Source organism: Clostridium sp. (assembly GCF_032576335.1).
Classification (GTDB): domain Bacteria; phylum Bacillota; class Clostridia; order Oscillospirales; family Acutalibacteraceae; genus Faecalispora.
The window spans coordinates 228,145-241,720 of sequence record NZ_JAWFXC010000004.1; the positions used below are offsets into that span (position 1 = coordinate 228,145).

The 13,576-nt window shown below is 47.3% G+C and carries 13 protein-coding genes and 1 tRNA gene; 10 read left to right on the forward strand and 4 right to left on the reverse strand.

Going from position 1 to position 13,576, the window contains the following annotated elements; genetic code table 11:
* Positions 1–11: 11 nt before the first annotated feature.
* Positions 12–611 (reverse strand): TetR/AcrR family transcriptional regulator, encoded by a 600-nt coding sequence (locus tag E7L17_RS06290; RefSeq protein WP_316322402.1) that lies wholly within the window; start codon positions 609–611, stop codon positions 12–14.
* 146 nt (positions 612–757) lie between these two features.
* On the opposite strand from E7L17_RS06290, the gene E7L17_RS06295 reads away from it, so the two are divergent.
* Entirely contained in the window at positions 758–1,282 is a 525-nt protein-coding gene (locus E7L17_RS06295; protein ID WP_316322403.1) for a nitroreductase family protein, read from the forward strand.
* An 80-nt stretch (positions 1,283–1,362) separates the two neighbouring features.
* On the opposite strand, the gene E7L17_RS06300 is transcribed toward E7L17_RS06295, so the two are convergent.
* From E7L17_RS06300 to E7L17_RS06310, 3 genes are all read right to left on the reverse strand, one after another.
* Positions 1,363–1,584: a histidine phosphatase family protein gene (locus E7L17_RS06300; protein WP_316322404.1), complete on the reverse strand. Its 222-nt coding sequence runs from the start codon at positions 1,582–1,584 to the stop codon at positions 1,363–1,365.
* A 107-nt stretch (positions 1,585–1,691) separates the two neighbouring features.
* Positions 1,692–2,285 (reverse strand): cyclase family protein, encoded by a 594-nt coding sequence (locus E7L17_RS06305; RefSeq protein WP_316322405.1) that lies wholly within the window; start codon positions 2,283–2,285, stop codon positions 1,692–1,694.
* Positions 2,286–2,350: 65 nt separating this feature from the next.
* Positions 2,351–3,043, reverse strand: coding sequence for a 5'-methylthioadenosine/adenosylhomocysteine nucleosidase (locus E7L17_RS06310; protein WP_316322406.1), 693 nt, complete (start codon positions 3,041–3,043; stop codon positions 2,351–2,353).
* A 285-nt stretch (positions 3,044–3,328) separates the two neighbouring features.
* Between E7L17_RS06310 and E7L17_RS06315 the strand changes: the two genes are divergently transcribed.
* The 9 genes from E7L17_RS06315 (at position 3,329) to E7L17_RS06355 (ending at position 13,357) form a co-directional block, all read left to right on the forward strand.
* Entirely contained in the window at positions 3,329–4,084 is a 756-nt protein-coding gene (locus E7L17_RS06315) for an N-acetylmuramoyl-L-alanine amidase (RefSeq protein WP_316322407.1), read from the forward strand.
* Between the two features lie 329 nt (positions 4,085–4,413).
* Positions 4,414–6,180 (forward strand): DEAD/DEAH box helicase, encoded by a 1,767-nt coding sequence (locus E7L17_RS06320; RefSeq protein ID WP_316322408.1) that lies wholly within the window; start codon positions 4,414–4,416, stop codon positions 6,178–6,180.
* A gap of 176 nt (positions 6,181–6,356) precedes the next feature.
* Entirely contained in the window at positions 6,357–7,415 is a 1,059-nt protein-coding gene (gene mutY / locus E7L17_RS06325; RefSeq protein ID WP_316322409.1) for an A/G-specific adenine glycosylase, read from the forward strand.
* Positions 7,416–7,568: 153 nt separating this feature from the next.
* Positions 7,569–8,972 carry a UDP-N-acetylmuramoyl-L-alanine--D-glutamate ligase gene (gene murD, locus E7L17_RS06330; RefSeq protein WP_316322410.1) on the forward strand — a complete coding sequence of 468 codons (1,404 nt, stop codon included), beginning with the start codon at positions 7,569–7,571 and terminating at the stop codon, positions 8,970–8,972.
* 2 nt (positions 8,973–8,974) lie between these two features.
* Complete coding sequence (locus E7L17_RS06335; RefSeq protein ID WP_316322411.1) at positions 8,975–10,003, forward strand: M42 family metallopeptidase; 1,029 nt, start codon at positions 8,975–8,977, stop codon at positions 10,001–10,003.
* Positions 9,991–11,025 carry a M42 family metallopeptidase gene (locus E7L17_RS06340; RefSeq protein WP_316322412.1) on the forward strand — a complete coding sequence of 345 codons (1,035 nt, stop codon included), beginning with the start codon at positions 9,991–9,993 and terminating at the stop codon, positions 11,023–11,025. Before E7L17_RS06335 ends, E7L17_RS06340 begins: the two co-directional genes overlap by 13 nt.
* Positions 11,022–11,783 (forward strand): GNAT family N-acetyltransferase, encoded by a 762-nt coding sequence (locus E7L17_RS06345; protein ID WP_316322413.1) that lies wholly within the window; start codon positions 11,022–11,024, stop codon positions 11,781–11,783. Before E7L17_RS06340 ends, E7L17_RS06345 begins: the two co-directional genes overlap by 4 nt.
* A gap of 95 nt (positions 11,784–11,878) precedes the next feature.
* Positions 11,879–13,150 carry an aminotransferase class I/II-fold pyridoxal phosphate-dependent enzyme gene (locus tag E7L17_RS06350; protein ID WP_316322414.1) on the forward strand — a complete coding sequence of 424 codons (1,272 nt, stop codon included), beginning with the start codon at positions 11,879–11,881 and terminating at the stop codon, positions 13,148–13,150.
* 123 nt (positions 13,151–13,273) lie between these two features.
* Positions 13,274–13,357: transfer RNA gene (locus tag E7L17_RS06355), tRNA-Leu, on the forward strand.
* Positions 13,358–13,576 lie beyond the last annotated feature (219 nt).

Consider the following 13,576-nt stretch of genomic DNA (forward strand, 5'->3'; position numbering starts at 1 on the left):
ACTTATAAATTTTACGATGACAACAGATGGTGTATTGCCTTTTCCGTTTGCGATTCTAAAACACCATAATTCAATCTATGGTGTGGAAAAGAACTTCTCTCACGGCACAATGCGTCCACCAATATACAAGAAGTATATACCTTTTCGGGTAAATCATCAGCGAAAATATGGTTCTTTTTTAATATCTCAACAATTCCAAAAACATATTCATTTTCAAAATTGCAAAAGTATTGATTGATTTTTTTGTCTTCTATCATTACCATTCTTAATTGAGCTAAAGCTTGATTTGAAGTAGCATAAACTTCAATATAAATTGAAATCCATTTCTTTATAAAAATGGAGAGCTCAAACGGCTGTTTGAAATCATTTAATTGGTCAAATAAATTATTAGAAAAAGAAGTGAGATATTGTTCAAACGCTGCAATGTAGATGTCTCGTTTATCACGAAAATAGCTGTATAGTGCACCGGTTGATACATTAGCACGTTTTGCAATTTCTATTGTATTTGTTCCGTGGTACCCCTTTTCGCAAAATAGTTCAAAGCCAGCTTCTGAAATTTTTCTCATTTTTTCTATGGAGCGTTTTTGCATTGGTTTGCGTACTTCTTTCATTTACCTCACCTCCAACTTATTATAACTTATGTATTTACTTTAGGTCAACCTAATGCGAAGCTTTATTCGTGTTAGGTTGACGAAGCGTTTTGTTAGTGCTATTATTAAATACGAAGTTTTATTCGTGTTTTAACGGAGGGAATATAATGAGCTTTTTTGATTTAGCAAAAGCACGTTGTACCACACGTGGATTTACAGACAAAGTCATTCCCCAAAGTGATTTAGAAAGAGTTTTAACGATTGGACATGTTGCACCTACGGCTTGCAATCAGCAGCCACAACGTATTATCGTTGTTCAAAACCCAGATCGTTTATCTAAGGTAGAAAAAGCATATCATTTATTTGGCTCTCGTTGTGTTCTAATTGTATGCCGAGATACTAGAAATGAGTTGATACGCCCCTTTGATCACAAATGTTCCGGTGATTTAGATATTGGTATTGTCTGCGATCACATGATGCTTGCAGCAAGGGAATTAAACATAGGTAGTGTTATGGTTGGTTTGTTTGACCCCAATATTATTCGTAAGGAATTTGAAATTCCAGATTACATAGTACCCACTGCATTATTAATTCTAGGGTATCCCCAAAAGGGGTTCCTAAGTCCGGAACGACATGTAACGGAAAGAAAATCACTCTCCGATACCGTGATGTACGAAAAATATGTAGAGTAAGTTGAACAGCAAACACAATTAAAAATAACCAATAAAAAACCGTGGTCTTGAATTTTAAAACTCAGGACCACGATTACGTTTTATATTTTAAATGTAAGCAATCCGCCGTTTTCAGAAACTCCTCTACTGAAATCATAATCTTTTGGTTTGCCACTGAAATAATAGTTTATAATCCGTACGTTTGCAGCGTGAGTAACAATTAAAATATTTTTAGCCTTGTATTCTTCGAAGATCATATCGCAAAAATCGCAGTTTCGTTTGATGAAATTTTTGATGCTTTCTATACCCTTATCGCCGCTCATGGCTGCTACTACTCTAATTGAGTGAGACCAGGAAAACATGGTTATAGCTTTGTCCCTATAATATCTTGCCTTAATGGCAGGTGCAGTATTCTTTCAGTAACTACCGTTTATAAGGCTGAAAGTTCCCCCTGAATCAATACCGCACGGCAGGGGGAGGCCTCTAGCCCACGAAGCTTTAACGGCAGGGCAATCAGCAGGTAGTCACCATCCGGCACACCGTCAAAAACGGCGCCCTCCAAAATGGGGATATTGGCACCCAAAAGCTCTAAATGAACGGAGCGCTCCTCATCTTCATTCCCAATTGTAATTGCGTCCGTACCAATTAATAGAGCGCCGCTGTCTGCCAGAACAAATGCTGCACTGCGGTCAAGGTATGCCTGCCCGTCGCCGTGGAGTAATATTCGCTTTTGGCAGCGGGGCAAAAGTGCTTCCATTTGCTCTCCTGTCACAATTCCATCTACGGTAATGACTGTGCAGGGGCCTATAAAATTACTGGGGTGTAGTCGGTCTATCGTGTCTCCGTCCTCCAAAAAGTGCCTTGGTGCATCCAAATGAGTACCGCTGTGAGAGCCGGTATAAAATGCAGAGAGGTTATAGTCGTCGCCGGTATCAATACGGCTTACCTGTTCGTACCATGGAATGGGGTCGCCCGGGTATACATCGGCAGAAAACAATTCGCGGGAGATGTCATAAATCTTCATACGCACCCTCCGTATCTGTTTGGGATCCAAACCGGGAGTCTGAGACAAGAAAAATCGGAATTATGTTAATTTAGTTCTGGTAACACACGGCAAACCAAGTCGATGCCACGCTGTGCCGCAATGGGTGCAAAGGTGGAATAATCCATTTTTGCGTCATCGTCCGCATTGTCTGAAATGGTGCGCAGTACCACAAAATCTACACCATTTACATAGCAAACGTGTCCCACTGCGCCGCCTTCCATTTCGCATGCCATAGCCTTAAATTCGTTGCCTAGCTCATGCAGCTTTGCAGAGTCGCAGATAAACTGGTCACCCGTTGCAATCACTCCTGTATGTACCGCACCCTTATATACCTCCGGTGCTGTACGTGCAAGCAGCTCTACGAGTTTCTCTGTTGCAGGAATTTCAATGACGCCTAATCCAGACAAGTACCCTCGTTTGTCTCCAAGAGGGGAAGTATCCATATCGTGCTGTACAACACTTTTAGAGATAACCAGGTCACCAATGTGAACGTTCTCACCAATTCCGCCTGCGACTCCGCTGTTAATGATAATGCGGGGCTGGTAGTGGTTGATCATGAGCTGCGTGCACAGTGCGGCGTTAACCTTGCCGGGGTTACAATGGGCGATGACACACTCTACGCCCGACAGAAGTCCCTTGCAAAACTCTATTCCGGCAATAGACTGTGTTTGCGGGTTTTGCAGCCTGTTTTTGAGTCCCTCAACTTCAATGGGCATCGCTCCAATAATTCCGATCATTTGCGCTCTCCTTCACCGGATGAGAATCCGTTGTTTTCTTTTGATTATAAAAGATTTATCTAGGAAAATCAACGCTTGCCTTGTTATACGCGTTTTTTTAGCTATACTACAGCATATTTGTTTCGTAGCTTTTTATAATAAAAAATGAATATGGTTATGTAAACTAATTGCTTTTCTTTTGTTAGAGACTTTTTATTCTAATTAAGAATTATCAAATGAGAAACAACCGATATAATGGGATATAGTACTAGTTAAAATGTGCCGTTTTTACAGGGGGAACGAACAATGCGTAAACGGGTATTCGGTTTTTTGCTTGCTATGGGAATGCTGTTCAGTGTGTCGGGCGCACATGTGGCTGCCTATGAACCACAAGCGGCAGTAAATGAATTGCAGACAAAATCGTATGAGGGAACAAAAATAAAAACAGAGCAGGCGGCATTTCGTGTTTATCTAAGCCCTTCTCCGCAATACTATAATATGTATCCCGATGGTAAAACAGAAGAAGACTATATGCGCCAAATCGCAAACTGGATGGCGCAATATTTAAATGAATATGGAATCGAAACCCTTATAGCTCCCTCAAGCGCACAAGTGCCTGTGAGCGAATGGGGAACCATGCTGCAAGCTCGGGCAAAGCAGGCAGAACAAAACAACTGCACGCTTTACCTTTCCATTCATTCGAATGCGGCCCCAGAGGTAGAGGTTGGGCAGTATAACGGGTGTTTTGTGTATTACCAAACGGATCACCCCATGAGCGGGCTGTGGGCTAAAATTGTAAAGGATAATTTTATTTATCCGGAACGTGATCGAATTAAGCTTGCCAATAACCAGACTCTTACTGAGATGGCATACCCCGAGATGCCTGCGCTTTTGGTTCAAACTGCGTTTCACGATAATCCCCGTGATGCAGACTGGATTATGCACAATACCAAGCGCATTGCCGCAAACTTATCTTACTCCATTGCGCAGTATCGCAAGGAGTATTATGGAGTACCCATTAAAGAAATCACCAACCCCAATTTGCAAATTCCCTTTTTATAAGCAACAGTTTATCGTTGCTAAATAATAATTTAAAAATATTCAGCCGGCCTTACGGTCGGCTGTTTTTCTGGGCATATATTTAGAAAGACTGGGTATGGTGAAGAGAGAGCTGGCGTGGTGGTTCTTGCTTTCCTTGGCAAAGAGCGTTATAATAAACTATTATCTGGTAAAATGGTTACCGGAGCCAGCCGATAGCCTTCAAGCGGCAGACCTCTTACTGTGTGAGCGGAGTCGGCCGCTTTCTCTGTGTTCTAATATAAGACCAACGCCGAGCCAAAAGCCTTTTTGAGGCAAGCTGTCGGCTTTTTTAGGAAGGAAATATGTAATATATGAATTTTCAAGAACTCAATTTAATCGCGCCTATTTTAAAAGCGTTGCAGGAGGAACAGTATGAATCACCGTCTCCCATTCAGGAGAAAGCGATTCCTCCCGCGCTTTTGGGGCGTGATGTATTAGGCTGCGCGCAAACGGGAACCGGTAAAACGGCTGCCTTTGCCGTGCCGATTCTGCAAAGGCTCAATGCACAGCCTACCGAGACAAAAGGGCAGCCGCGCCCAATACGCTCGTTAATTTTAACACCTACCCGTGAGCTGGCGATTCAAATTGGGGAAAGCCTGCGTGCATATGGGCGGTATTTACCCCTTCGCAGTGAGGTGATTTTCGGCGGTGTTTCGCAGGTAGGGCAGGTCAATACCCTAAGACGCGGAGTAGATATTCTAGTGGCTACTCCCGGTCGCTTAAACGATTTAATTCAGCAGGGATTCATTGATTTGAGCGCCGTTCAGGTTTTTGTTCTGGATGAAGCAGACCGTATGCTCGACATGGGCTTTATTCACGATGTTAAACGTGTGATTAAGCAATTGCCGCAGGAAAAGCAAACGCTTTTTTTCTCAGCGACAATGCCGCCAGAAATAACACAGCTAGTGGATTCCTTACTGGTAGACCCGGTAAAGGTTGCCGTTACCCCGGTATCTTCTACTGCGGATGCCATTGAGCAGTGTGTGTACTTTGTAGATAAGGGTAATAAAGCGAATCTGTTAATCGATTTATTGAAACAATCTAAAATAGATTCCGCTTTGGTATTTACCCGTACCAAGCATGGCGCAGACCGTGTGGTGCGTGAGCTTTCACGCGCGAAGATTCAAGCACAGGCCATTCATGGGAATAAGTCGCAATCTGCCCGCCAGCTTGCGCTTACCAGCTTTAAAAACCGCACAATTCGTGTACTGGTCGCTACTGATATCGCCGCCCGCGGTATTGATATTGATGAGCTTTCTCATGTAATTAATTACGATTTGCCTAATATTCCCGAAACGTACGTACACCGTATTGGCCGTACCGGACGTGCCGGGCTCGATGGAATCGCCATTTCGTTTTGCAACATTGATGAAAAGCCTTACCTAAAAGATATTGAAAAGTTAATTGGCAAGCCGGTTCCTGTCATTGAGGAGCACGCATACCCCATGCAGGTATTTACGCTAACACCCCCAAAACAGCAAACGGGGCGCCCACAGCGAGCACAGCAAACTCAAAACAGTGATAAGCCCCGCAAGCAGGTTCCTTCTCAGCGGCAGGAGCGTGCGAAACAAACCAAGCAGCAGGCTGCACCAGCCGGTGCACCAAATCAGCAGGGGCAGGCAAAACAGGCTTCAAAAGCCAAACAGCCGCGCAAGCGCAAGGAGCCTTCTGCTCGTCCGGCTCAAGTGGAAAAAGAAGTGACTTCCACGAAGCAAGCGGAGAAAAAGCCCGGTGTGAAGAAGCCGCATCTACAAAAGGATTCTCGCCCCGCTAAAATGGATAAGCGTGCACCGAAAATGTCTGCTGCAAAACCGGAAACAGTTCGGCAGAAGCCGGTGGCAGAGAAACGGGAAGCACGAAAAGACGTGTCTCCCCAAGCACCCAAAGAACAGCCGCAACGCCAGCCCGAACCGGAGCGTCGCAGTGCACCCACTATGGAAAAAAGAGGGGAATATCGCACGTCGCTTGGCCCGCGTAGAAAAGGCGAACCGCCGCGCCCGCTAATGACGAGAGACCATTCGGGGAAAAAGCCTGCCGACCAGCTTTTATCGGACAAACCTTATTTCCGTAAGGGATAAGTTGCTCTTTGCAGGTAAATAGTAAGAAAAGCCAACTGTCAGAGTACTGTTGCAGGAGCATGCATGCTAGTTTGACTTGCTCTGTGTGCTCAGTTTGAGTATGGCATAAATAGAAGTGTGTTAGCCGGCGGAGCAAAGCTTCTGCCGGCTTGTTTTGGCTAATAGAGGAGCCCCTTATGAATTTGAATTTACAAGAAATTGTATCACCGCTTTTGGCTTGGTATGATAAAGCTGCCCGTGTGTTGCCTTGGCGTGAAAACCCGGAGCCTTACCGCGTGTGGGTGTCTGAAATCATGCTTCAGCAAACACGCGTAGAAGCCGTAAAGCCATATTACGAGCGCTTCTTAACGGCATTGCCTACGGTAGAAGCCTTGGCAAATGCACCGGAAGAGCAGCTGTTAAAGCTGTGGGAGGGGCTCGGATATTACAATCGCGTACGGAATTTACAGCGTGCTGCACAGGTAATGGTGGAGCAGTATGGCGGGCACGTTCCCGCTTCGTTTGATGCGCTTTTGTCGCTGCCCGGCTTTGGGGAGTATACCGCGGGAGCAGTATCTTCCATTGCATTTGGCATTCTGGTACCTGCGGTGGACGGTAACGTTCTGCGGGTCATCTCTCGTCTTACTGCAGATTCCCGTGATATGAAAAACACAGTCGTAAAACGTGAAATTACTGGAGCAGTGCAGGCCATTCTACCCAAACGGGTAGGCGACTTTAACCAAGCGCTAATGGAGCTGGGAGCCACGGTGTGCTTACCGAACGGCGCTCCGCAGTGCCTTGTTTGTCCTTTAAACCGTGTATGTGAGGCAAACCAGCAGGGAATTGCCGCGGAGCTGCCAATAAAAACGGTGAAAAAGCCCCGTGTGGTAGAAGAACGAACGGTATTCCTGCTGTGCACAAAAAATCAGGTGGCACTCAGTCGAAGACCCGCCAAAGGGCTTTTGGCAGGGCTTTGGGAGCTCCCCGGCGTGACGGGGCGGCTTACTGAGGAGCAGGCAAAGGCACAGCTTTGTGAATGGGGGGTAAAAGAATGCGAGTTAACCCCTCTGCCGCAGGCAAAGCATATCTTTTCGCACCGGGAATGGCATATGACCGCATTTGGTGTACATGTGCAGCAGCCCGTTGGAGAGCTTGTCTGGGTGACCAATCGAGAGCTATTGGAGGAATACTCGCTTCCATCCGCGTTTAAATCTTATGCGGACATGCTGAAAGATTGGATTTCGGTTGATATTTAAAATTCTGGTTAGTATAATATGGTAGAGAGGTTTTGCTGAAAAAGGCACTTGTTCCTGATTTTTCTGGCTGCTAACAGCCTTAAATCAGGAGCCTTTTTCGAACGGAATAGTGGTTGAAGCAGAAACCGAGTGAAAGAAGCGGGGGCGTTGGGAATGGACAGTAGGGTAAAGACCTTTTTTGAAAGCTTACAAGGGAAAAAAGTGGCTTTCTGCGGCATTGGTGGCAGTAACATGCCATTGATTCGAATATTTTTAGAGCATGGAGCAAAAGTACAGGCACGTGACCGTAGGCAAAGGGAGCAGTTAGGAGATACGGCAAAGCAGCTGGAAGAAATGGGTGCAGAGCTTTGCTTGGGAGAAGACTACCTGCAAAACCTAGATGCGGACATGATTTTCCGCACACCCGGTATGAAGTTCTTTTTACCAGAGCTGGACCAGGCCCGCAAAGAGGGGCGTGCCGTAACCTCGGAAATAGAAATGTTCTTTGACCTGTGCCCTTGCAAAATTTATGCGGTAACCGGCAGTGATGGAAAAACAACGACCACCACAATCATTTCAAAGCTGTTAGAAGCATCCGGTAAAAAGGTGCACCTTGGCGGTAATATCGGCAAGCCATTGCTGCCTGAAATTATTTCCGTTGAGCCGGAGGATGTAGCTGTGGTAGAGCTTTCGAGCTTTCAACTCATCTCTATGCGCAAAAGCCCTGACGTTGCGGTGGTGACCAATGTGTCTCCGAATCATTTAGACATCCATAAGGATATGACCGAATATGTGGATGCCAAAAAGAACATTGTGCGGCACCAGAATGCGTTTAGCCGTGCGGTCATCAATGCAGACAATGCGATGGCAGCCGGCTTTGCAGAATCGGTACGCGGACAGGTGCGTCTCTTTAGCCACCGTCGTGCCAGTGTTTACGGTGCTTGGCTGCGTGAGGATGGTATGATTTTGGTAGGTGATACCGAGGTTATGCCCGCTTCCGACATACGGCTGCCTGGCATGCACAATGTAGAGAACTATCTGGCGGCAATTTCAGCCGTATGGGGTGAGGTTGAGCCGGAGGACATTCGTAAAGTTGCAAGAGAATTTTCAGGAGTACAGCACCGGATGGAGCTAGTTCGTGAGCTTGGCGGTGTAAAATATTACAACGATTCCATCGGCACCAGCCCCACTCGTACCATCAGCGGAACGCTATCGGTATATAATGATAAAATCATTCTGCTGGCAGGCGGTTACGATAAGCATCTTCCCTTTGAAGAGCTTGGCGTTGCCATTGTAGAAAAAGTAAAGCTGCTCATATTAATGGGGCAAACAGCGGATAAAATAGAGGAAAGCGTTAAAGCGGCACCCAATTACCAACCTGGAGTGCCGGAAATTCTGCGTGTAAGCGGAATGGAAGAAGCTGTGCAGGCGGCTTATCATGCGGCAGACAACGGCGATATTGTATCGCTTTCCCCAGCCTGCGCCAGCTTTGACCAATACACAAGCTTTGAGGTACGCGGTTACCACTTTAAGCAACTGGTAAATGCGCTGCCGGGAACACAAAAGAAAGAGGAATAAACATGAATCATTTGCAGGAGCTTTTGTCTTGCCTTTGCTCTGCGCCCGGTATGTCCGGTGCGGAGGGAGCGGCTGTAAAAGCGGCGGAGCAGGAGCTAAAACAATACGGAACCATTTCGTATGATCCTTTGGGTAATCTCGTGTGCGCAATGGGCGACCCCACTGCCAAACGGCGCATTTTGCTGGATGCGCATATTGATCAAATTGGTCTATTGGTAGCCGGAATCACCGAGAAAGGCTTTTTGCGCCTTGCCGCCTGTGGCGGTGTAGACCGCCGCGCCTTGCCGGGTACTACGGTTACCGTTTTTGGCCGTGAAGTACTGCGAGGAGTGGTGTGCTGCCTGCCGCCGCACTTGGTAGAAGGCAGTGAAGAAAAGGTAGAGCCTGTTGATAAAATGTTTGTAGATGTTGGCCTTACCAAAGAAGAAGCGGAGAAAATGATTGCTCCTGGCGACCGCATTTTGTGGGAAGCAGAGCCACGCGCATTGCTCAACAATCGCTTTACCGCTGCGGGGCTCGACAACCGCGCCGGTGTATGCACACTCATTCGCTGTGCGGAATTGCTGGCAAATGAGAAGTTGGACTGCTTGGTCACGATTTTACTGAGTACGCGGGAAGAAGTCGGCGGTCAAGGTGCAAAAACAGGTGCGTTTGCACACGAGCCGACGGAGTCCGTCGCGGTGGATGTCAGCTTTGCCGGACAGCCGGGAGTACCGGAGCAAAAAAGTGGTAAGCTTTGTGCTGGGCCGATGATTGGTATTTCTCCCACACTGGATCAAGAAATGAGCGATGAACTGGTGCGACTGGCAAAAGAAAAGCAAATTCCGTTCCAATACGAAGTCATGGGCGGCAAAACGGGTACCAATGCAGATTCGATTGGTACGGCACGTTCGGGTGTACGGTGCGCCTTGGCGTCGGTTCCCCTGCGCTATATGCACACGCCGGTAGAAGTGATTGACACCGAGGATATTGAAAATACAGCAAAGCTCTTGGCGGCGTATGTAAAGGAGGGGAAAGCATGGCAGATGTAACACTGTTAAAGCAGCTTTGCGAGCTTTGCGGTATTTCAGGCAGAGAGCGTAAGGTTGCCGATGTAATCATCAAAGAGATTTCCTCTTATGCAACCACGCTTCAAAAGGATGCCTTAGGCAACATTATTGCCTTTAAAAAGGGTGCAAATAAGCCTGCGGTGCGGCTCATGCTCAGCGCCCATATGGATGAGGTTGGCTTAATTGTTACTCATATAGGTGAGAATGGCCTCATTAAATTCGCAGAGGTTGGCGGGATTGACCGCCGCATTCTGTGCGCAAAGCCGGTTCTCATTAACGGTACCATCCCGGGTGTGATCGGTGCAAAGCCGATTCACCTGTTAGAGGGAGACGAACGTGGGAAATCGGTGCCTGTATCAGATATGTATATTGACATTGGTGCTAAAGATAAAGAGGAAGCGGAGAAATACGTTTTTCCCGGGGATTCCATCACCTTTGATGCAGGCTTTCACAGTGACCGCGGAACGATTATTTCTCGTGCACTGGATGACCGTGCAGGCTGTGCCATCTTAATTGACATGATAAAAGAAGAACTGCCGTACGATATGACCTTTGTTTTCTGCGTGCAGGAAGAGGTTGGTCTGCGCGGTTCAGCGACGGCAGCTTATACGGTAGACCCGCAGGCTGCTCTTGTGGTAGAGACTACCACGGCGGGCGATATTGCCGGTGTGGAACCGAACCGCCAAGTGTGCCACGTAGGGCAGGGGCCGGTGCTCTCCTTTATGGACCACCGCACCATTTATGATAAACCCTATTTCGATTTGGCAATGCAGATTGCAAATGAACAGAATATCCCCTGCCAAACCAAGCAAGCGGTTGCTGGCGGGAACGATGCGGGCGCCATCCACACCACGCGCGGCGGAGTACGAACCATCGCGGTTTCTGTTGCGTGCCGGTATTTGCATGGCCCTGCAAGCCTGATTGCCGAACAAGATTACCACGACACCGAACGTTTGGTAAGAGAGCTTGCCATACGCATGGCGGCAGGCGAGGGTACACCGTGATTCGGTTGCTGTCGGAGGCGGAAATCCCCCTGTTTGAGCAATTCTGTTCGGGGAATCCGTTTGGCTGTAAAATTGCCGGTTTGCAGAAGGCCTATGGCCTTTCTCTACCGTTTGCACGTTTTTGGATTCAGACCAATGAATCAGGACAAGTGACCGCGGCCGTATCCTCACTGGATGGCGCCGCGGTTCTTCACTGGGTAGATACAGCAGAAGCGGACGAGCTCAAAGAGTTTTTGATGGCTGTTGGCTGCCGCACTTTGCTGTGTGATGAAAGAGCGGCTTTTGCTTTGTACGGGGAATGCGAGCAGTCGGGTGAAATATTATTCTTACCATCATCGGTAAAGCCTTTACAGGATAGCCAATCCGGAGTACTCGACGAAGTGCCGGTTCGAGATGTTTTCTCCCTCTTGTGCGATTGCGGCGAACAAAAACCGGAGCAGTTTGAGCCTTTTTACCTCGATGTTTCACATCGGGTTCGGCATGGAGCATCGCTTACACAAGGTGTTTTTTCACAGAATGAGCTAATTGCCTGTGCATTGGCAGGCAGCATTACTGAAACAGATGCGGTTTTGACTGCGGTAGCGGTCCACCCACAAAAACGACGCAACGGGATTGGTGGTATAATGGTACAGAGACTTCTTTCCCGACTCTCGCCCAGAAAAGTTTATGTTCTTTGTGAAAATGAAAGAGCGATCCGCTTTTATCAGTCACTGTCGCTTGTATGGGCAGGGCGGTGGGCGGAGCTTGTTTTTAAATAAAGTGTTAAGATGCTTTCATTTGCAAGTGGGAAAGCAAAATTAAAATTGGATGCTTAAGCATCCAATCGATTTCAAACATAAGGGAGCAAGTATTAATGAATTTTCCTTTTTTTCAGCTAGACGATAAAATACATGCTGCGTCAGAGCTGGCAATGCAGCAGCTTGAGCCTGTTTTTCGCGAGATAGATAAGGTTACCGGTTACAATCAGCAGAAAATGTTGGCTGCATTTAATCGTGCTAGAGTCAGCGAAAGCCATTTTGTAGGCACAACAGGGTATGGCTATGGCGACCGTGGGCGTGACACGCTCGATGAGGTATACGCGTATGCTCTGGGTGCGGAGGATGCACTGGTGCGTGCGAACTTTGTAAGCGGCACACATGCACTAACGGTGGCCTTATTTGGTGTTCTTCGCCCTGGAGATACCATGCTGAGTGTAACAGGTATTCCCTACGATACCCTTCGAGGTGTACTTGGAATTACCGGAGACGGTAACGGTTCGTTAAAGGAATTTGGCGTTAAGTATGAACAGGTTGATTTAAAAGAGGATGGCACACCGGACTACGAAGAAATGGAACGCAGAATTCACCCTGGCATTAAAATGGTATATATTCAGCGTTCCCGCGGGTATAGCCTACGCCCGTCACTCTTTGTGGAAGAGATTGAACGAATGGCTCAGCTAGCGAAGCGTTTTGCTCCCGACTGCATCGTGATGGTGGACAACTGCTATGGCGAATTTGTTCAAACCGAAGAACCAACGCAGCACGGCGCCGATTTGATGGCAGGCTCCTTAATCAAAAATCCCGGCGGCGGAATTGCTCCCACCGGTGGCTATATTGCAGGCCGCAAGGATTTGGTGGAAAGCTGCTCCTACCGCCTGACAACGCCTGGTACCGGGCGCGAAATCGGTTGTACACTCGGTAATAATCGTGAGCTGTTTTTGGGTGCGTTTCATGCTCCCAATGTAACGGGCGAAGCACTCAAAACCGCAGCATTTGCATCGGCACTCTTTTCAAACCTAGGGTACGATGTGACTCCTAGATGGGATGAACCGAGAGCAGATATTATTCAGGCGGTGCTTCTGCGCGAACAAAAAGCCCTTGTAGCGTTTTGCCAGGGGATTCAAAAGGGTGCCCCGGTGGATTCTTTTGTAGTACCGGAGCCGTGGGATATGCCCGGCTATGACTGCAAGGTGATTATGGCGGCAGGTGCATTTACGTTAGGTGCTTCCATCGAGCTTTCTGCTGATGCACCATTGCGCGAGCCGTATGCCGTGTGGATGCAGGGCGGACTGAACTTCCACAGCGGCAAGCTTGGTGTGATGCTGGCGGCGCAGTCTATGTTGGAGCAAGGAATTCTTCCGCTGTAAAGCGGGTGAATCGATACGCTCAAAATTAATTTTGAAATGTTTGAAAATTTCTCTTGCAAAGATTGCATTCTTTGGTTATAATATATTAGCTGAACAGCAGAGGAATATTTCTGCTGTTTATATGCGGGTGTGGCGGAATTGGCAGACGCGCCAGATTTAGGTTCTGGTATCTCCGATGTGCAAGTTCAAGTCTTGTCACCCGTACCAACAGGCTCTCGAAACGAAATGGTTTCGGGAGTCTTTTTGTATCGTTTATTCTATTATCAGAAAACCAAATAGAAAAAAAGAAGGTGTAGCCACAGAGGGGGATTCTTCTGTGGCTGCGCCTTCTTCGCCATGGTTATAGATAATCTATCCTTTTTCCCCGTTGAGCTTATTGTCCAGCCAAGTAATAATTGGTTTATCAATATTGCTAATACTACTTAT

Bases quoted from the DNA above. Each gene is read 5' to 3' on its own strand.
- E7L17_RS06310 (WP_316322406.1), bottom strand. From the start codon at position 3,043: ATGATCGGAATTATTGGAGCGATGCCCATTGAAGTTGAGGGACTCAAA.
- E7L17_RS06305 (WP_316322405.1), bottom strand. From the start codon at position 2,285: ATGAAGATTTATGACATCTCCCGCGAATTGTTTTCTGCCGATGTATAC.
- E7L17_RS06290 (WP_316322402.1), bottom strand. From the start codon at position 611: ATGAAAGAAGTACGCAAACCAATGCAAAAACGCTCCATAGAAAAAATG.
- E7L17_RS06320 (WP_316322408.1), top strand. From the start codon at position 4,414: ATGAATTTTCAAGAACTCAATTTAATCGCGCCTATTTTAAAAGCGTTG.
- murD (WP_316322410.1), top strand. From the start codon at position 7,569: ATGGACAGTAGGGTAAAGACCTTTTTTGAAAGCTTACAAGGGAAAAAA.
- E7L17_RS06295 (WP_316322403.1), top strand. From the start codon at position 758: ATGAGCTTTTTTGATTTAGCAAAAGCACGTTGTACCACACGTGGATTT.
- mutY (WP_316322409.1), top strand. From the start codon at position 6,357: ATGAATTTGAATTTACAAGAAATTGTATCACCGCTTTTGGCTTGGTAT.
- E7L17_RS06350 (WP_316322414.1), top strand. From the start codon at position 11,879: ATGAATTTTCCTTTTTTTCAGCTAGACGATAAAATACATGCTGCGTCA.
- E7L17_RS06335 (WP_316322411.1), top strand. From the start codon at position 8,975: ATGAATCATTTGCAGGAGCTTTTGTCTTGCCTTTGCTCTGCGCCCGGT.
- E7L17_RS06315 (WP_316322407.1), top strand. From the start codon at position 3,329: ATGCGTAAACGGGTATTCGGTTTTTTGCTTGCTATGGGAATGCTGTTC.
- E7L17_RS06340 (WP_316322412.1), top strand. From the start codon at position 9,991: ATGGCAGATGTAACACTGTTAAAGCAGCTTTGCGAGCTTTGCGGTATT.
- E7L17_RS06300 (WP_316322404.1), bottom strand. From the start codon at position 1,584: ATGAGCGGCGATAAGGGTATAGAAAGCATCAAAAATTTCATCAAACGA.